15 protein-coding genes and 1 pseudogene are annotated in these 18,547 nt (G+C 72.3%); 3 read left to right on the top strand and 13 right to left on the bottom strand.

Annotated features, from left to right (window positions below):
* Positions 1 to 7: 7 nt before the first annotated feature.
* Positions 8 to 1,300: an amidohydrolase family protein gene (locus OG607_RS42755; protein WP_405735423.1), complete on the top strand. Its 1,293-nt coding sequence runs from the start codon at positions 8 to 10 to the stop codon at positions 1,298 to 1,300.
* Positions 1,300 to 2,025 carry an enoyl-CoA hydratase-related protein gene (locus OG607_RS42760; protein WP_405735425.1) on the top strand — a complete coding sequence of 242 codons (726 nt, stop codon included), beginning with the start codon at positions 1,300 to 1,302 and terminating at the stop codon, positions 2,023 to 2,025. The genes OG607_RS42755 and OG607_RS42760 overlap by 1 nt, the downstream gene beginning before the upstream one ends.
* Positions 2,026 to 2,102: 77 nt before the next feature.
* Here OG607_RS42760 and OG607_RS42765 read toward each other — a convergent pair.
* The 3 genes and pseudogenes from OG607_RS42765 to OG607_RS42775 all read right to left on the bottom strand — a co-directional run.
* Positions 2,103 to 2,360 (bottom strand): annotated as a pseudogene (locus OG607_RS42765) (integrase core domain-containing protein); the annotation flags it as partial.
* A gap of 156 nt (positions 2,361 to 2,516) precedes the next feature.
* Entirely contained in the window at positions 2,517 to 4,100 is a 1,584-nt protein-coding gene (locus OG607_RS42770) for an ABC transporter ATP-binding protein (protein ID WP_405735428.1), read from the bottom strand.
* Positions 4,094 to 7,150, bottom strand: a complete 3,057-nt coding sequence (locus OG607_RS42775) for a hypothetical protein (protein ID WP_405735431.1) — start codon at positions 7,148 to 7,150, stop codon at positions 4,094 to 4,096. Before OG607_RS42775 ends, OG607_RS42770 begins: the two co-directional genes overlap by 7 nt.
* Positions 7,151 to 7,273: 123 nt before the next feature.
* On the opposite strand from OG607_RS42775, the gene OG607_RS42780 reads away from it, so the two are divergent.
* A complete protein-coding gene (locus tag OG607_RS42780; protein ID WP_405735433.1) occupies positions 7,274 to 7,960 on the top strand; it encodes a CGNR zinc finger domain-containing protein in 687 nt (228 codons plus the stop codon).
* Here OG607_RS42780 and OG607_RS42785 read toward each other — a convergent pair.
* The 10 genes from OG607_RS42785 to OG607_RS42830 all read right to left on the bottom strand — a co-directional run bounded on the left by OG607_RS42785 (position 7,957) and on the right by OG607_RS42830 (position 18,517).
* Complete coding sequence (locus OG607_RS42785; RefSeq protein ID WP_405735436.1) at positions 7,957 to 8,724, bottom strand: SDR family NAD(P)-dependent oxidoreductase; 768 nt, start codon at positions 8,722 to 8,724, stop codon at positions 7,957 to 7,959. The genes OG607_RS42780 and OG607_RS42785 overlap by 4 nt on opposite strands.
* 5 nt (positions 8,725 to 8,729) lie before the next feature.
* A complete protein-coding gene (locus OG607_RS42790; RefSeq protein ID WP_405735438.1) occupies positions 8,730 to 9,878 on the bottom strand; it encodes an acyl-CoA dehydrogenase family protein in 1,149 nt (382 codons plus the stop codon).
* Positions 9,879 to 9,889: 11 nt separating this feature from the next.
* Positions 9,890 to 11,023 (bottom strand): thiolase family protein, encoded by a 1,134-nt coding sequence (locus OG607_RS42795; protein WP_405735440.1) that lies wholly within the window; start codon positions 11,021 to 11,023, stop codon positions 9,890 to 9,892.
* A complete protein-coding gene (locus OG607_RS42800; RefSeq protein WP_405735442.1) occupies positions 11,016 to 11,846 on the bottom strand; it encodes an enoyl-CoA hydratase/isomerase family protein in 831 nt (276 codons plus the stop codon). The genes OG607_RS42795 and OG607_RS42800 overlap by 8 nt, the downstream gene beginning before the upstream one ends.
* Positions 11,843 to 13,030 carry a CaiB/BaiF CoA transferase family protein gene (locus OG607_RS42805; RefSeq protein ID WP_405735445.1) on the bottom strand — a complete coding sequence of 396 codons (1,188 nt, stop codon included), beginning with the start codon at positions 13,028 to 13,030 and terminating at the stop codon, positions 11,843 to 11,845. The genes OG607_RS42800 and OG607_RS42805 overlap by 4 nt, the downstream gene beginning before the upstream one ends.
* Entirely contained in the window at positions 13,027 to 14,616 is a 1,590-nt protein-coding gene (locus tag OG607_RS42810) for a FadD3 family acyl-CoA ligase (RefSeq protein ID WP_405735447.1), read from the bottom strand. Before OG607_RS42810 ends, OG607_RS42805 begins: the two co-directional genes overlap by 4 nt.
* A 22-nt stretch (positions 14,617 to 14,638) precedes the next feature.
* Positions 14,639 to 15,778, bottom strand: a complete 1,140-nt coding sequence (locus OG607_RS42815) for an acyl-CoA dehydrogenase family protein (protein ID WP_405735449.1) — start codon at positions 15,776 to 15,778, stop codon at positions 14,639 to 14,641.
* Entirely contained in the window at positions 15,775 to 16,755 is a 981-nt protein-coding gene (locus OG607_RS42820; RefSeq protein ID WP_405735453.1) for an acyl-CoA dehydrogenase family protein, read from the bottom strand. Before OG607_RS42820 ends, OG607_RS42815 begins: the two co-directional genes overlap by 4 nt.
* 2 nt (positions 16,756 to 16,757) lie before the next feature.
* Positions 16,758 to 17,558, bottom strand: a complete 801-nt coding sequence (locus tag OG607_RS42825; RefSeq protein WP_405735455.1) for an enoyl-CoA hydratase/isomerase family protein — start codon at positions 17,556 to 17,558, stop codon at positions 16,758 to 16,760.
* A gap of 155 nt (positions 17,559 to 17,713) precedes the next feature.
* Complete coding sequence (locus tag OG607_RS42830; protein ID WP_405735458.1) at positions 17,714 to 18,517, bottom strand: FadR/GntR family transcriptional regulator; 804 nt, start codon at positions 18,515 to 18,517, stop codon at positions 17,714 to 17,716.
* Positions 18,518 to 18,547 lie beyond the last annotated feature (30 nt).

Consider the following 18,547-nt stretch of genomic DNA (forward strand, 5'->3'; position numbering starts at 1 on the left):
GCCCGTCATGCACAAGGACGACCTCATCCTCATCAGCGTCGACGACCACATCATCGAACCGCCCGACATGTTCGTGAACCACCTGCCCGAGCGCTACAAGGCCGACGCGCCGCGGCTGGTCCACCAGGACGACGGCACCGACACCTGGACGTTCCGGCAGACGGTGATCAAAACCGCCGCGCTCAACGCGGTGGCCGGCCGGCCCAAGGAGGAGTACGGGCTGGAACCGCAGGCCCTCGACGAGATCCGCCCCGGCTGCTACGACGTCAACGAGCGCGTCGCCGACATGAACGCCGGCGGCATCCTCGCCCAGATGAACTTCCCCTCCTTCCCCGGCTTCGCGGCCCGGCTGTTCGCCACCGACGACCCCGACTTCTCCCTCGCGCTGGTGCGGGCCTACAACGACTGGCACATCGACGAGTGGTGCGGGGCCCACCCCGGCCGGTTCATCCCGATGGCGATCCCCGCCATCTGGGACCCCGAACTGTGCGCCGCCGAGGTCCGCCGGGTCTCCGCCAAGGGCTGCCACTCGCTGACCTTCACCGAGAACCCCGCCGTCCTGGGCTACCCGAGCTTCCACGACCCGTACTGGAACCCGCTCTGGAAGGCCCTGTCCGACACCGGCACCGTCATGTCGGTGCACATCGGCTCCTCCGGCAAGCTGGCGATCCCGGCGGTCGACTCACCGCCCGACGTGATGATCACCCTCCAGCCGATGAACATCGTCTCGGCCGCCGCCGACCTGCTGTGGTCCCAGCCGGTCAAGGACTACCCCGATCTGAAGATCGCACTGTCCGAGGGCGGCACGGGCTGGATCCCGTACTTCCTGGACCGCGTGGACCGGACCTTCGAGATGCACTCGGCCTGGACGCTCCAGGACTTCGGCGGGAAGCTGCCGTCGGAGGTCTTCCGCGAGCACTTCCTCACCTGCTTCATCAGCGACCCGATGGGCATCAAGCTCCGCCACGACATCGGCATCGACAACATCGCCTGGGAGTGCGACTACCCGCACAGCGACTCCATGTGGCCGGAGGCGCCCGAGGAGCTCCTGGGCGTGATGAACCGCTACGACGTGCCCGACGACGACATCGCCAAGATGACCCACGAGAACGCCATGCGCTGGTACTCCTTCGACCCCTTCTCCCACATCCCGCGCGAGCAGGCCACCGTGGGCGCGCTGCGCGCGCAGGCCAAGGGACACGACGTCAGCATTCAGTCCCGCAGCCACCGTCTCATCGAGCCGGAAGAGAAGCTGGAGGCGTACCGGTCCCGGGCGCGCGCGGCTACGGCGGCCTCCTGATGAGCGACGTCGTGCTGACCGAACGGGTCGGCAATGTGCTGGTCGCGACCCTGAACCGGCCCGAGGCCCGCAACGCGCTCAGCCCCGAGCTGATCGACGAACTGTCCGACGTGCTGCGCTCGGCGGACTCCGACCCGGAGATCCGGGCCATCGTCGTGACGGGCGCGGGAACGGTCTTCTGCGCCGGGATGGACCTCAAGGCCTTCACCAAGGGCGGCAAGTTCGACGGGCTGGTCTGGTTCTTCCGCGAGGGCATCGCCACCCCGGTCATCGCCGCGCTGAACGGCTCCGCCATGGGCGGCGGCTTCGAGCTGATGCTGGCCTGCGACCTGGTCGTCGCGGCCGAGGACGCCAAGCTCGGCATGAGCGAGGTCAAGCGGGGCCTGTTCGCGGCCGGTGGCGGCACGACGCTGGCCGCGAGGGTGCCGCTGGCCGTCGCCCTGGAGATGGGCATGACCGGCGATCCGGTCACCGCCGCGCACGCCCGCGAGATCGGCCTGGTGAACCGGGCCGTTCCCGCCGACCGGGTACGCGACGAGGCCCTGGCCCTGGCCGGGCGGATCGCCGAGAACGGCCCGCTGGGCGTCGCCATGACCAAGAAGCTGATCCGGGAACGCCGTTGGGGCGAGCCCGCCGAGGTCGTTGCGGTCTTCCGCAGCGCCGACGCGGGTGAAGGCGCCCGGGCCTTCGCCGAGCGCAGAGCGCCGGTGTGGACGGGCAGCTGACCTCAGCCGCCGGACGGGCTGCGATCAGCCCGTCCGGCGACTGCGGGATTGTGACGGCAGGCCCTAGATGTACTCGGTCATGAGGTTGGTGACAGTGGGCTGGTCGGGGGCCGGCCGCCGAGCGCGGTGTGTCTGCCTTGCGTGTTGTAGTACTCCAGCCCGTGTGCCAGGGCGGTGGTGCGTTCGGCGTTGCTGGTGAAGACCTGGCGGTAGGCCCATTCGGTTTGCAGGGTGCGGTTGAAGCGTTCGACTTTGCCGTTGGTCCACGGGCAGTGCGGGCGGATGAACTTGTGGCGTGCGCCGAGCGCGGTCACTACCTGGCGGAAGGTGTTCCTCTTGCGGTAGGGCAGGCGTTGTCGCTGAGCACGCGTTCGATGCGGTCACCACCGCGGCCTCCACGGTTGCGGACGTGCGCCCGGGACGACAGGTCAAGGGACGGCTGGAGCGGTCATGCAACCCTGCCGTGTCACCGACGTCCCGGCTGAGTACACCTAGGGCCGGCCGTCCAACGGCACGGCGGCGTCTGCGGCCTCGACGAGGAGCAGGTCGTGGGTCGCGGCGAGAACGGCGGTGCCCCGGCGCGCGGCGTCGAGCAGGGTCTCCAGCAGACGTTTCGCGTTGGCCTCGTCCTGCTGGGAGGTCGGCTCGTCCAGGACGGCCACCGCCGGCTCCGCCGCGAGGACCCGGGCCACCGACACCCGCTGGCGCTCGCCGCCGGACAGCGTGCGGACCGGCCGATCGCTGAGCGGGGCCAGCCCGAGGGAGCCGAGGAGGGAACCGACGCGGTCCGCAGCGGGCTCCAGGCCGCGTGCCTGCCGCACCAGTTCCAGGTTTCCGGCCACGTCGGCGGTCTCCACGAGGGCCGCCGTCTGGGCGGCCACGGCAATGTGCTGTCGGCGCAGGGCCGCGAGGCCCGCCCGGTCCAGCGCCGACAGGTCGGTGCCGAGGATGCGGACGGTGCCGGAGTCGGGCCGTTCCAGTCCGGTGAGCACCCGTAGGAGTGTGGTCTTGCCCGAGCCGGACCGGCCGTGGAGGACGGTGAGCGAACCTCTGCGCAGGTGGAGACTCTGCCCGTCGAGAATCCTGCGCCCCCCGCGGTCGACCGTGATGCCGAGAAGCACCGCCGCCTCCTCGCCGGGGCCGGGCGGAGCAGGCGGCGGTTGTTCCTGCGGGGTGGACGGGGCAGCGGGGGACGGGGGCGGGCTTACACCGGACAGCTCGACGGCCGAGCCCTCGGCTCTCGCGCGGACCCTGGTGGTGATACCGGCCTTCGCGCGCAGCTGCTCGGGGAGTCTGACCCAGCCCCGGTCATCGACGACCAGTGTCTCGTGACCGGCGTCGGCCGGCGTCCACTCCTCGCTCAGCCGCCCGTCACGGATCCGTACGACACGGTCGGCGACCCGCATCGCCCGCAGGTCATGAGTGACCATCAACAGGGCTGCTCCCGAGCCGGCGGCGGCCTCGGACAGCAGGTCGTACACCGCGTCGGCGGCCGCGCGGTCCAGCTCGCCGGTGGGTTCGTCGGCGAGGACCAGCGCCGGTCGGTGTGCCACGGCCGCGCAGACCGCGACCCGCTGCGCCTCGCCGCCCGAGAGGGTGACCGGGCGCCGCCGGGCGAGATGGGAGAGCCCCAGCCGGTCGAGCGCGAGCCGCGCCTGCTCGCGGGCCGCCGCACGGCCCATGCCGGTGACGCGCAGTTGCAGCGCCACATTGTCCACCACCGACAACTCCGGCCGCAGCATGCGGGAATGGTGCTGGTCGACCAGGCCGAGCCGGTGCGCACGCAGCGCCGTCCGGTCCCGTTCCGGGGCGCCGGCGAGGTCGATGCCGCAGACGGTCACGCTGCCGGCGCTGGGCGCGCGCATCCCGGTGAGGACCCGCAGCAGTGTGGTCTTGCCCGAGCCGTTGGGCCCGTGGACTACGACACGCTCGCCGGCCGCGACGTCGAGGGTCAGCCCGCGCAGCGCGGCCACGTGCCCGCGCGGGGCCGCGTAGAGGCAGAAGACGTCGCGGGCGCGGACCGCCGTCGGGGCGTCGGCGGGCCGGCCGGCCGTCGCGTCGGGGGGCTTCACCACAGGTGCTCCTCCGGCCGTCGGGGCATCGGTTCGCGCAGTGCGGCGGCCGCGACCGCGCCGCAGGCCGCCATTCCGGTCAGGACGCCGATGACCAGTACGGCGGCGACCCAGGCCGGCCCCACGGAGAGCGCCAGCGGCGGCATCGCTGCCGTAGCGCCCGCCGTGACCGCCACCAGCCGGGTGGCGAGCAGCGACAGGACGAGTCCCACCAGTAGTCCGCCCGGCACCCCCACCGCGACGACGGCGCCCGCCCGGACCAGCAGCGACACCCGCAGCGTCCGGGGAGCCACGCCGTCGCTCTCCCACGCGTACAGTTCCGCGGACTCGTCCCTGCGCTCCGCGACGACCAGCATCACCATCCCCAGCACCGCTACCAGCAGGGCGGCCAGTGCGCTCGATGTGAGCAGCCCGGAAGCCGCCCGTGCGACCGGGTCACCGGTCAGCTCGTCCTGCCGGGCCTGCCAGGTGTCCACTCGCAACTGGTCGTAGGGGGCGGCGGACAGCGCCCGGTCAAGGGCGCGGGCCTGCCCGTCCGGAGCGCGCAGCCACAGTTCCGACACCGATCCGGTGCCGGGCTCGCGGGCGTCGAGCGCGGCAGCGAAGACATCGACGTCGGCCACCACGAACCGGGTACCGGCGGTGGGGAAGCGGGGTGTCACACCGACGACGCGGGCCCGGATGGGGTCGTTGCCGTTGACGACCAGATGCAGTACCCCGTCGACCGCGGCGGCCGCGGTGACCGGATCGGTGAGTACGGGGATGGGCGCGGAAGCGGCCCCGGCGTTCGCCCGCACCACGACCCGGGCGCCGGTAAAGCGGTATCCGATGGAGAGGCGGCCGTCCGCAGCGGTGACCCGCGCGAGCGTGGATCCCCAGCCCGACCAGGCGGTGGCCGCCCCGGACACCGCCGTGCCGGTGAACTGCGGCGCCCCGAGGGTGAGGCTGCCGGTGAGCAGTTCCACGTCCGTGTCGCTCTCCCCGATCTTGTGCTGGTGGTAGGTGGCGTAGTCCTGCGACTCGGCCATCGTCAGCGCGAACAGCCGGGTCGGTGCGCGCAGCCCCGCGGGCAGTTGAGCGACCAGCCGCCCGGACCGGAGCAGGAGGGCGAGGCCGGTGTCGCGGCCGTCGGCGGAGCGCAGCCAGACGGTGACCGTCACCTGGGCGGTGTCCCCCGAGACCGGGAACGACAGGGCGCCGGCGCCGGCCGGGACCGGCATCCCCGCCTGCCGCGCCGCCGCCGGGGACGTCGCAGGGGATATCAGCGCGGCCGCACGGGCCGGGCTGTGTCCTCCTACCACGCGATCCCAGTACCGGATCCTGGTCAGCGCGGCGGGATCGACCCCGACCACCTCGGCGGTCAGCGACTGGGCGGCGTTGGCCCGGACACCCGCGGCCGCCCGCAGCACCGGATGCACGGTGACACCAGGTACGGTGGCGGCGAACCCGGCCGGCGAGGCCACGTCCAGTGGCCGCTTGAGGTCCGTACCGGTGCCGATCGTCGCGTCGAGCGGAACGGCGAACGCGGCCTGGTCGGCGGCGCCCTGGTGCAGCGTGGACTGGTAGGCCCCGGCGAAGACCACGACGCCGGTGGCGGCGGCCAGGAACGCGACGTTCGCGACCGGGCGCAGCGGCCTGCGCAGTCCTCCCAGCAGTCCGATGCGCAGCCCCAGCCAGTGGCGGGGAACGGCGCGGGCGGCCAGCGCCGCCAACACCGGCCAGGCCCGCCCCACCAGCAGGCCGCCGCACACCACGCAGATCACCGGCAGCGCGAAGAGCAGCGGATCCCCGCGCTCGCCGAGCGCGCCGGCGCTCACCGTGCCCCGGGCGAGGGCGAGCGCGGCGGCCGCGAGCCCGGCGAGCACGGTGAGGTCGACCACCCGCCAGGCCGCACCCGGCGCGGTGGCGGCCGGCCAGGCCACCGTGGCGGCCACGACGGCGGCGGCCAGCACCGATCCCGGCAGGACCGCGGACCAAGCGCCCTGCACGGCCGTCACCCCGGACGCCAGCGCCGGAAGACCGGCGGCCGCCGCCCGCCACGCCGCCAGGGCGCAGCCGGCCAGCAGCCCGACCGCCGTTCCCGCCGCGACCGGCGCCGCGGACTCGGCCGCCGTCAGCATGAGCAGCGCGCGGCGCGGTGTGCCACGACGGCGCAGCAGTTCGGCGACCGCGGCGTGGTCCCGGCGCAGTCCGACGGCCGCGATCACGCCGAAGCAGAGCAGCAGCGCCGTCGCGGCCCCGCCGAGCAGCGCGAAGCGCCGTGCGGAATCCCTCGCCCGTACGTCCTGCGCGCGCAGCACGTCGTCCGGCGCGGTGAGCACGAGTGCCCCGGCGGTCGACGCGCCGAGCTCGTCGTCCGCACGGGCGCTGAGAGCCAGATAGCCGTTCACCCCGAGCGCGCGCACGCGGTCCAGATCGACCGGCGTCACCCAGCCGTAGGAGCGCTGGAAGCCGTCCAGCGAGGCCAGCCGCGAAACGCGCCCGACGCCGTCGGCGAGCAGCAGAGGCGCGCCGGCGCCCGGGTCGAACGTCCCCGTCAGGAGCAGTGGGTCGGTGCGCACCGCGCGGCCGACGATCACCAGTCCGAGCGCGGCGTCGGGAGCGGGGCCGGCACCGGGCGTTCCGTTGCCGACGACCAGGACCTCACAGCGGCGCGGTGTGCAGGCGGTGGGCGCCCTGCCCGAGGTGATCCGTACCGCGCCCGTCAGGTCGTCGGCCGCGCCGAGGAAAAACGATCCGCCTGTGGAGCCGAGCTGACGGAAGAGCACTTGGCCACGGGACGGGCTCGCGGCGAGCCGGGCCAGCCCCTGGCGGGCGGTGCGGTCCAGCGACGCGTACCGCTGGGCGGACAACCGCGAGCCGGAGTAGGACACCGTCAGGCTCCGCTCGCCCGGCTGCAGTTGCTGGATGCCGTGCCGCAGTGCCTGGGAGACGACGATCGTCGAGCTGCCCTGCGCCAGAACGGGCAGCACGGTGGCTGCCGCCACCCCCAGGGCGATGAGCAGCCGCCGCGCCGGCCGGTAGCGCAGACGCGGCCAGACGAGAAGCGTCACGGCGGCGACCCCCTCCCCCGAAACACGTGCGGTCGGGCCCGACCGGGCTGGAATTAACCGGTAGATTGGTGCCGAGAGGTTAGCACGCCCGGTAGCGGGGTGCGCCGGGGAGAGAGGTGGAGGGTGGCGTCGGTCGTCGTGGAGGGGCTCGTGCTGCCGGTCGCGCTCGGCGGGCACCCGGCTCTCGATTTCTGCAACACCCGCGCCGGTTGGGGCGAGCCGCGGCCCAAGGAGTACCTCGTCAGCCATGCCCACCTCCTGCTGTGGGCACGCGAGAACGGCCTGGTCACCGCACCCGCCGCGAAGCAGACCGACCAGGCCGCCGCGCACGCCCCCGCCGAGGCCACGGCTGTCCTCCGGCGTGCGGTGCGGTTCCGCGAGGCGCTCTACGACGTACTGGCCGGCCTGGCCCGGCCGGCCAACTGGGCAGCGGTCAGCGCCGAGGCCCAGCGGGCAGCCGCAGTGGCGGTGCTGCGGCCGGGCACACCCGCCGCCACCTGGGAGCTGCCGGTGACCACCGGGGCCGAACTCCCTCTGCTCGCCGTCGCACGGTCCGCCGCGGACCTCCTGACGACCCCGGCCGCCCGGACGGTCGCGGCCTGCCCCGGACACGGCTGCGGCTGGCTGTTCGCCGACCCGCGCGGTCGGCGCCGCTGGTGCTCGATGGCCCTGTGCGGCAACCGCGCCAAGGCCCGCCGCCACTCCGACCGCAACCGGCCCGCGCCCGCCATCACAGGCACCGCTGGGACATCAGCCGCTGGCGCGGCGGGCCGCTCCTTCACCCACGGAGATCCATCAGAAGGGCCCTAGACGCTGTATCCGCCGTCGACGCCCAGGGCCTGGCCCGTGATGAACCCGGCCCGGTCCGAGGCCAGGAACGCGACCGCTTCGGCGATGTCCATCGCCTCGCCGAAGCGGCGCAACGGGATGTTGCGCAGGGTGATCTTCAGCGCCGCCTCGTCGAGTTCGCCGGAACTGATCAGGCGCGCGGCTATCCCGTCGGTCAGCATCCCCGGCCCGACGCAGTTCACCCGGACGCCGAACCGCCCCTCCTCGGCGGCCAGCGCCCGCGCCACCGCCTCCACGGCCCCCTTCGTGCCCGAGGACAGCCCGTCGCGGACCGGGTACCGGCGGGTGGCCACGGTGGTGACGGCGACGATGCTGCCCCGGCTCTCCCGCAGCCTCGGTATCGCGGGATGAACGAGGTTGAAGAAGGCCGCCGCGTCCTCGACGAGCTGGGCGCGGTACTGACCGGGCGTCACCTTGCTCAGGTGCGTCATGGGCACATGCGGTCCCGCCGCGTACACCAGCGTATGGATGCCGCCGAAGGCCTCGGCGGCCTCGGCCACGGCCTTCGCCGTGGCCGATTCGTCGCTCAGGTCGAGTTGGAGCGCCAGCGCCCGCTGCCCGTGCCCCTTGATCTCTCCGGTGAGCCCGTCCGCCGCGGCCTGGTTGGCACGGTAGGTGAACGCCACGTCGCTGCCCCGCCGGGCCAGGGTGCGCACGATCGCGGCGCCGATGCCGCCGGTGCCGCCCGCGATGAGCGCGGCGCCGGCCTTGTCGGAGAAGTCCATGTGCTTCACAGCCCCAGGGATTTGGCGATGATGACCTTCATGACCTCGCTGGTGCCGGCGTAGATGCGGGCCACCCGCGCGTCCGCGTACAGCCGGGCGATGGGGTACTCCAGCATGTAGCCGTAGCCGCCGAACAGCTGCAGGCAGCGGTCGACGGCCCGGGCCTGCATCTCGGTGCAGAACAGCTTGACCTTCGCCGCGTCCGCGCCCGAGAGCCGGCCGTCGACGAGCTCCAGCACCGCGCGGTCGAGCATCATCTGCGCGGCCTCTATCTCGGTGGCCACCGCCGCGAGTTCGAACTTGGTGTTCTGGAAGGAGGCGACCGGCTTGCCGAACGCCTTGCGTTCCTTGACGTACTCGATCGTGGTGTTCAGCGCGGCCGTCGCCTGGGCGACCGACCCGACCGCCACCGTCATCCGCTCCTGCGGCAGGTTGCGTCCGAGGTAGCCGAAGGCCGCGCCCTCCTCGCCGAGCCGGTTGGCCACGGGGACCCGCACGTCGTCGAAGGACAGCTCCACGGTGTCCTGCACCTTGATGCCCATCTTGCTGAGGACGCGGCCGCGGGTGAAGCCGGGCATCCCGTCCTCGACGACCAGCAGGGTGAGCCCGGCCCGCCGGTCGTCGGGATCGGAGGCCGTACGCGCCACCACGATCACCAGGTCGGCCAGCAGCCCGCCGGTGATGAACGTCTTGGCGCCGTTGAGGACATAGTGGTCCCCGTCGCACACGGCGGTGGTACGGATGCCCGCGAGGTCGGAGCCGGTGCCGGGCTCGGTCATGGCGATGGCGGTCAGCAGCCGCCCGGCCGCGAGACCGGGGAACCAGCGCTCCCGCTGCTCCTGGCCGGCGTAGGCGAGGAGGTAGGGGAGGACGACCTCCAGCTGGGTCCGTACGGTGCCCAGGGTGACCAGGGCGCGGGCCGCCTCTTCCTGCAGCACGACGTTGTAGCGGTAGTCGTTGAGCCCCGCTCCGCCGTACTCCTCGGGGACGGCCATCCCCAGCAGGCCGAGGGAGCCGAGCTTTTCGAAGACCTCGCGGGGCAGCCGGCCGGCCTCCTCCCAGGAGGCGTAGTGCGGGACCACCTCCTTGGCCACGAAGGTCCGCACCAGCTGCCGGAAGGCCTCGTGGTCGGCGGTGAAGACATCTCTGCGCACGGCGTCTCCCGTCAGGATGCGAGCTCGACGAGGGTGGCGTTGGCTGTGCCGCCGCCCTCGCACATGGTCTGCAGGCCGTAGCGGATCCCGTGCGCCCGCATGTGGTGGACCATGCGGGTCATCAGGACCGCGCCCGAACCCCCCAGCGGGTGCCCGAGTGCGATGGCGCCGCCCAGCGGATTGAGCCGCGCCGGGTCGGCGCCGGTCTCGGCGAGCCAGGCGAGCGGCACCGGCGCGAAGGCCTCGTTGACCTCGAAGACGCCGACCTCCGACAGGCCGACGCCGGCCCTGAGCAGCAGCTTCTCCGTCGCGGGGATCGGGCCGGTGAGCATGAGCACCGGGTCGGAGCCGGTGACCACACCCGCGCGGTACCGCACGATCGGTGTCAGCCCCAGCTCGTGCGCCTTCTCGGCCGTCATCACCAGCAGCGCGGCCGCCCCGTCGGAGATCTGGGAGGAGTTGCCCGCGTGGATCACGCCGTCCTCCTGGAAGGACGGCTTGAGCTTGGCGAGCGTCTCGACGCTCGTCCCGCGCCGGATCCCCTCGTCGGCCTCCACTCCCGCCACGGGGACGATCTGCGCCTCGAAGGCCCCGCTGTCCTGCGCGGCTGCCGCCCGCTCGTGCGAGAGCGCGGCGAACGCGTCGACCTCGGTCCGGCCGAGGCCCCACTTCTGCGCGATGAGCTCGGCGGAGACGCCCTGGTTGAAGGAGAAGTCCTGGTAGCGGGCGAGCGCCCGGGGCCCGTACGGTGCACCGCCGGCCTTCGCGGCTCCCAGCGGCACCCGGCTCATGGTCTCGACGCCGCCCGCCACGACGACGTCCTGCTGGCCGGACATGACCGCCTGCGCGGCGAAGTCCAGCGCCTGCTGGCTGGATCCGCAGGCCCGGTTGACCGTGGTCCCCGGGATGGACTCGGGCCAGCCCGCCGCGAGCACCGAGTAGCGGCCGATGTTGCTCGACTGGTCCCCGACCTGGGACACGCACCCCCAGACCACGTCGTCGACGACCTCCGGGTCGATGCCCGTCCGCTCGACGAGGGCGTTCAGGACGACCGCCGACAGATCGGCCGGGTGGATCCCGGACAGCCCTCCGTTCCGCTTGCCGACGGCGGTTCGCACCGCCTCCACGATCACTGCCTCACGCATGGGAGCCTCCACTCTTCGGCCGGACGTGGCCGGCTTTCGGTACCGCCCAGTCACCGGTGAAGCGCGCGATGCGCTTCTCGGTGAAGGCGGTGTACGCCTCGGGGACGTCCGCCGTGGCGAAGTTGACCGTCTGGGCGCGCGCCTCGTTCGCGAGCGCGTCGCGCAGCGTGCGGTCGGGCCCCTCGTTCAGCAGAGCCTTGTTCTGGGCCAGCGCGACCGGGGGACCGGCCACCAGCCGGGCGCCGAGGTCGTCCACGAAGGCGTCGACCTCGGGCTCGGGCACCACCCAGGTGACCAGGTTCAGGGCCCTGGCCTCTTCCGCGTCGATCGTCTCGGCCAGCAGTGCGAGCCTCTTGGCCTGCTGCAGCCCCACGAGCCGGGGCAGCAGCCAGGAGCCGCCGAGGTCCAGGGACAGTCCGCGCCGCGCGAAGATCTGCGAGAACCTCGCCTCGGGCGTGGCCACCACCAGGTCGCACCCGAGCGCGAGGTTCCAGCCCGCGCCGACCGCGACCCCGGTCACCTTGGCGATCGTGGGGACCGGCAGTTCGTGCAGCAGCAGGGCGACCTCGCTGAGGGTGCGCATCCGGTACAGGGGGTGCGTGCTGCGCAGGCCGCCCGACACGTCGGCGCCGGAGCAGAAGGCGCCGCCCGCGCCGGTGACGACCAGAGCCCGCACCGCCCGGTCGTTCCCCGCCGCCATGAGGGCGTCCCGCAGGGCGCTCCACAGCTCGTCGTCGATGGCGTTCCTGCGGTGCGGCCGGTTCAGGGTGAGGGTGCGTACGCCGTCCGCGTCGGACGACAGCAGCACCGGCTCCCCGGTCACCGCACCACTCCCTGCTCGTGGAGGGCGGCGATCTCCGCTTCCGTCAGGCCGAGTTCGGCGAGCACGGCATCGGTGTGCCCGCCCAGTGCGGGAATCGCGCCCATCGGGGGGTCGAACCCGGCGATCACCGGCGGGGGCAGCAGCGCGGGCACCGGCCCGGACGGCGTGTCGATCTCCCGCCAGCGGTCGCGGGCGGCCAGCTGCGGATGGGCGAGGACGTCGTTGGCGGTGTTGTAGCGGGCGTTGCCGATCCCGGCGGCGTCGGCGCGGTTCTGGACGTACGCCAGATCGTGCCCCGCGCACCAGGCGCCGATCGCCTCGTCGAGGACGGGGCGGTGCTCGACCCGGCCGGAGTTGGTCCCGAACCGCGGGTCGTCCGCGAGGTCGGGACGGTCGAGCAACTCCCGTGCCAGGCGCTGCCATTCACGGTCGTTGGTGGTGCCGAGCACGACGGTGTGGCCGTCGGCGGTGCGGTAGGCGCCGTACGGCGACACCGCGGGCGAGCTCATGCCCAGCGGCTGCTGCTCGACGCCCGAGTGCCGGGTGTAGGTCAGCGGGTAGCCCATCAGCTCGGCCATGGTGTCGAACAGGCTCACCGCGACGGGGGCGGGGGCCTGCCCGCGTCCCTTGCCGTACAGCAGGGCCATGACCGACAGGGCGGCGTACAGGCCCGTGCACGCATCGGCCATCGGCGGTCCGGGCTTGGCCGGGGCCCCCGGGTGGCCGGTCACCGAGCAGACTCCCGACTCGGCCTGGACGAGGAGGTCGTAGGCCCGCTTGTGGGAGAGGGGGCCGCCGGGGCCGTAGCCGTCGATCTCCACGGGGATGAGCCCGGGGTGGCGCGCCTCCAGGTCGGCGGGTGAGATGCCCAGCTTGGCGGTGGCACCGGGGGCGAGGTTGGAGACGAGCACGTCGGCGCGGTCGAGCAGCCGGTGCAGGACCGCCATGCCGTCCGGCCGCTTCAGGTCCAGCGCCACCGACTCCTTGCCCCGGTTGACCCACACGAAGTGCGCCGCGAGGCCGCCCACCACGTCGTCGTAGTACCGGGCGAAGTCCCCGCCACCGGGGTGCTCCACCTTGATCACGCGGGCGCCGAAGTCGCCGAGCGTACGGGTGCACATGGGCGCCGAGATCGCCTGCTCCAGCGCCACCACCGTGACCCCGGCGAGCGGTCCGTGCGTCACGGGGTGACCTCCTGCTCGAACGCCTCGCGCAGTTCGTCCTTGAGTACCTTCTGGCTGGCGTTGCGGGGCAGCGCGTCGACGAACCGGATGTGCCGGGGGACCTTGAAGTTGGCCATGGCCTCCCGCGCCCACGCGATGATGTCGGCTTCGGTGACCAGGTGACCCGGCTTCACGACGACGAAGGCGCAGCCGACCTCGCCGAGCCGTTCGTCGGGGACCCCTATGACGGCGACCTGCCCGACGGGCCCGTAGGCGAGCAGCGTTCTCTCGATCTCGGCCGGGTAGGCGTTGAAGCCGCCCACGATGTACATGTCCTTCTTGCGGTCGACGATCAGCAGGTTGCCCGCCTTGTCGAGCCGCCCCACGTCACCGGTGTGCAGCCAGCCGTCGGCGTCGATGGTCGCGGCGGTGGCCTCCGGGTCGTCCCAGTAGCCCCGGGTGACGTTGTAGCCGCGTACCAGGATCTCGCCGGGGTCCGTCAGCGGGACCTCCTGGCCCTCGCCGTCGACGATGGCGACCTCGACGTCCGGGATCGGGCGGCCCGTCGTGGCGGCGACCGTCTCCTCGGAGTCCCCGATCCGGGTGGTCGTCACCAGGGCCGTCGACTCGGTCAGACCGTAGGCGCTCATGACGATGTCGAAGGACAGCTCCGACTTCATGGCGCGGATCAGCGATTCCGGGATGGTGGTGCCGCCGGTCATGGAGACCCGCAGCGACGACAGGTCGAACCGCGAGCGGTCCGGATGGTTGATCAGGTCCTGGAAGATGGTGGGCGGCCCCAGCAGGACGCTGACCTTCTCCTCGCTGATCAGCGCGAGCGCCCGCCCGGCGTCGAAGACCGCCATGGGGATGACGGTGACGCCGTGGATCAGGGAGGCGAGCCACCCCGCCTTGTAACCGAAGCAGTGGAAGAACGGCGGGATGACCAGAAAGCTGTCGGAGGAGGTGAAGGTGTACTCCTGCGACATCCAGCCGTAGGCCCGCAGCGACTGGCCGTGCGTGAGGATGACGCCCTTCGGGTGGCCGGTGGTCCCGGAGGTGAACATCACGTCGGAGATGTCGTCCGGGGTCAGCCGGTCGATGGCGGCGTGAACGAGCGAGGACGGCACGGCCTCACCGGCGCGCAGGAAATCGGGCCAGGACTGCCTGGCGGCGCCCTGCGGGCCGAGAATCGACACGGTCCTGCGCAGGGCGGGCAGGCCGGGGTCGGCGCTCATCAGCGCGACGATGTAGTCGTTGCCCAGGAAGGACGAGGCGAAGACGGCCTTCGCCTCGGACTTCCGCAGAATGTAGGAGAGTTCCCGCGCCTTGAACCTGGTGTTGAGCGGGACGACGATGCCTCCGGCCCCGTGAATGCCCAGCGCGGCCAGGATCCACTCCGCCGAGTTCGGGGCGCACAGCCCCACCCGGTCGCCCGGCTCGATTCCCAGGGCGATGGCGGCCTTCACCGCCGCCACCATCCCTTCCTCCAGTTCACGGAAGGTCCACCGACGGTCCCCGTCGACGAGGGCCACTGCGTCCCCGAACCGCAGGGCGGCACGTCTGACCACGTGGGGAATGCTCAGAAATTCTTCGTCATATCGCACGAGTGGCTCCTATCGGCCCGGCTCAGCCGCCCGACGGCAGGCGCAGGATCCGTTTCGCGATGATGTTCCGCTGGATCTGTGACGTCCCGCCGTACACGGAAGCGGCCCTGGAATAGAGGTAGTCCCCGAACAGCTCGCCGCCCTCCCCGAAGACCTCCTCGGGGAAGACCTTGAGCGCCGTCTCGTAGAGCCGCTGCTCGGTCCTGGTCATCAGGAGCTTGTCGACGGACGACTCCGGCCCCGCGACCTGCCCGCTGCGGCGCTCCGCCGTCCGGCGCCGGGCATGGGCCACCAGGACCTCGTAGTCCACTACACACCGCCCGATGTCGGAGACCAGCCCGTCCGGGAGCGCGCCCCGGCGGTCGTGGGCGATACGCCGCAGACGTTCGACCAGCAGCCCGTACTTGGAGATGTGGCCGGTGTCCAGCGCGTTGCGCTCGTAGGACACCGTGGTCATGGCAAGCGGCCAGCCGTCGCCCTCGGCGCCGATGCGCTCGTCGGCCCCGATGCGCACGTCGTCCAGGAACAGCTCGCAGAACTCGTCGTCGCCGTTGGCCGCCCGCAGCGGCCGCACCGTCACGCCGGGGCGGTCCAGCGGCAGGATGAACGCCGAGATCGACCTGTGCGGCGGCAGGAAGCGGTCGGTGCGGGCCAGCAGCAGGCAGAGTCCGGAGTACTGGGCGTAGCTGGTCCACAGCTTCTGGCCGCGGACGGTGTAGTGGCCGTCGTGGCGGTCGGCGAAGGTGGTCATCCCGGCCAGGTCCGATCCGGCTCCCGGCTCGCTGAATCCCTGGCACCAGACGTCCTCACCGGCGAGCATCCGGGGCAGCAGCCGCCCGCGCTGCTCCTCGGAGCCGAACTCCAGGAGGGCGTGGGCGAGATAGCCGATCCGGGGGACGCCCGGGGCGTGGCAGGCCCCGAGTTCGTCGCTGATCGCGACCTGGTGGAGCGCGGTGAGGCCCTGTCCGCCGTACTGCCGGGGGACGTCGAGGCCGACCCAGCCGCCGGAGTGGAGCAGACGGTGCCAACGGCGGAGGAAGACCGGGACCGGTTCGTCCGGCTGCCGCTGGGGGAGGGGGTGGTCGGCCAGCCAGGCGCGGAAGCGGCGGCGCAGCTGGTCGAGGTCGGCCGGGTCGCCGAAGTCCAGGGGGGTGTCGGTCATCGCACTGCCTCCGGTTCGGCCAGCGTCGTCAGCAGATCGGCCGTCGTCGCCAGCGTCGTGGCGCCCGTGAGGACCTTGCGCAGATACAGATGCGCGTCGTGCTCCCAGGTCTGGGCGATCCCGCCGAACACCTGCATGCCGGTGCGGACCGCTTCCAGGGCCGACTCGTTCACCTCGGCCTTCGCGACCCGCGCCGCTGTCAGCGCGGTCGCGGGCGGCTCGTTGTCCAGGCACCACGCGGCATACCGGGTGGCGCTGGTGCAGGCCTCCACCAGGACCGTGGCGTCGGCGAGGAGGTGCTGTACGGCCTGGAACGACCCGATCTCCCGCCCGTACTGCCGCCGTTCGCGGGCGTACTCGACGCTCTGCCGGACGAAGGAGCCCGCCGCGCCGACGAGTTCGCTGCTCACAATGACGAGCGCGTACGCCTGCCAGCGCCGCTTCAGCGCCGGTTCGAGCCGGCCGAGGGTCTTCGACGGGGATCCGGGCGGTACGGACCGGATGCCGCGCAGGAGGTCCGCGCTCGGTGCGGGCGCGCCCAGTGCGACGCCGGTCACCGTGCCGTCGGAGGTGACGCAGAGCGCTCCGTCGGCGCCCTCGCAGTCCCAGGCGACCAGCTCGCCGGGGTGTGAACCCGGGAAGCGCAGATCGCGGGCGAGCGCGATGGTGGGCGTCGTGCCGTGAAGCGACGGGGGTGCATCGTCGCCGAGAAGCCGGAGCAGCTCGGGGGCGAGGAGCGTCGTGCCGATCAGGGAGGTGGTCAGGGGCTGCTTGCCGTGCTCCTCGGCCAGCAGGGCGCACTCCTGGACGGTGGCGTCGGGCGGCGAGGTCCGGCGCAGTTCGCCGAGGCCCAGTTCGCCGAGCGCTTCCTGCGCGGCCGCGCGCGTCGCGGGTTTCACATCGGCCGAGCCGGCCCGGAAGCGGGTGGCGAAGGAGCGGAACATGTCGCGTACCAGCAGGAATTCCCCGGCCTCCACGGTCAGGCCTCCTTGGCCGTGGCCGCCGGCCGCCGCGCCCCGGACGCCAGTTTCTCGACGATCCGGATGTGGTCCGGGCTGGTCATCGTCTCGCGTTCGGCCGCCAACGCCGCCTCCATGCCGCCCCGCGTCAGCTGTTCCACCACCACGGCCAGGGCCATCTTCGTCGCGCGCAGAGCGTCCGGCGGCTGGGCCGCGAGGCGCCGGGCCAGCGCGAGGGCCTCGCTCTGGAGGTCCTCGGGGGGAACGGTGCGGTTCGCCAGGCCGAGTTCGACCGCGGTGGCGGCGGGTATCCGGTCCCCGGTGAACAGATACTCCTTCACGCGGAGCAGGCTCGTGAGCATGGGCCACAGGGTCACCCCGCCGTCGCCGGCCACCAGGCCGACCGAGACATGAGGATCGGCGAGGTAGGCGTCCTCGGCGATCAGCACCAGATCGCAGCCGAGGGCGAGACTGCACCCCAGCCCGACCGCGGGGCCGTTCACCGCCGCGATGACGGGCAGGGGGAAGCGCATCATCTCCGTCTGGATCATGCGGTCCAGACGGATCGACCGCTCCCGGAGCTCCCGATCGCTGTGGTGCCGCCGCAGGTGGTCGAAGTCGCCGCCCGCGCTGAACGCCCTGCCCGCACCGGTGAGGATCACGGCCCGCGCGCCCGGATCGTCCGCGAGCTCGCGCCACACCTCGGACAGCCGCCGGTGGAGCTCCTCGGAAACGCCGTTCAGCCGCTCGGGCCTGTTCAGCGTGACGATCCGGACATCGCCGTCGGCGGTCACGGTCAGGACGGAGTTCACCTCGCCCATGAGGACCCCATCTCCACTTCTCGCTCGGTGGCGGGATCGCCTCAGCCGTACGCCGTCACGACACTGACTCAGTCGCCCCAATCTCAGATGATATTAAAGGTCAGACCGAAGTTGCGTCAATAGTGCGGCGGAGTGTGGCCGGGTGTGGCCGTGGATCAGTCTTCGGCAGACTCGGACAATTCCACGCCCTCACGCCGGTCGATGTGGGCGATGGCATGGGCGAATCCGCACACATGCCGCGCCATTCGCCGCATCGCGGCCGGACTGTCCTGCTCGCGGATCGCATCGGTGATCTTCGTATGCGCGCGGGCGGTGATCTCGCGGATTTCCGCGTCCATGAACTGCTCGATATCCGTGGCGGCGTAGATCGCCTGCGACAGCGCGCTCATGAACCCGATCAGGAGTTCGTTGTCGCTGGTCTTCGCCACGGCATTGTGCCAGCGGATATTCGCCCGCAGGAATCGCGGAATGTCATCGCCCGCTTCGACGAGATCCCTGTTCGCGGCGTCCAGATCCGCGAGATCCTCGTCGGTACGGCGCTTCGCGGCCAGCGCGGCGCAGGTGGGTTCGATCGCTTCGCGGGTCTCATGCAGGGCTTCGAGCCGGATTCGCTGACCCCGGATGACCAATTGCACCGTGTTCGCGAGTGATTCACGGTTGGGCCGGTGCACGAAAGCCCCGCCGCCTCGCCCGGGCCTGATGCGGAGGAGTTTCTCGACTTCGAGAATGCGCAGGGCCTCCCGGACCGTCGCACGGCTCAGGCCCGTCTGCTCGACCAGCTGCCGTTCGGACGGCAGCGCCGTACCCTCGGTGAGCTCGCCGGAGAGAATCCGCTCGCGCACCTCCGCCGCCAGGACATCCGATGCCTTCGGGACCGTCAGTGTGTCGAAGCGCGGTCGAGGTCCATCGGACCTCTCATGACCCTCGGCCGCTCGGGAAGGGTGCTCGGCGCTCTGCATGGGTTCGGGCCTCTCGCGCTCGTCCGGACA

Source organism: Streptomyces sp. NBC_01537 (assembly GCF_045040445.1).
In the GTDB taxonomy this organism is placed as follows: domain Bacteria; phylum Actinomycetota; class Actinomycetes; order Streptomycetales; family Streptomycetaceae; genus Actinacidiphila.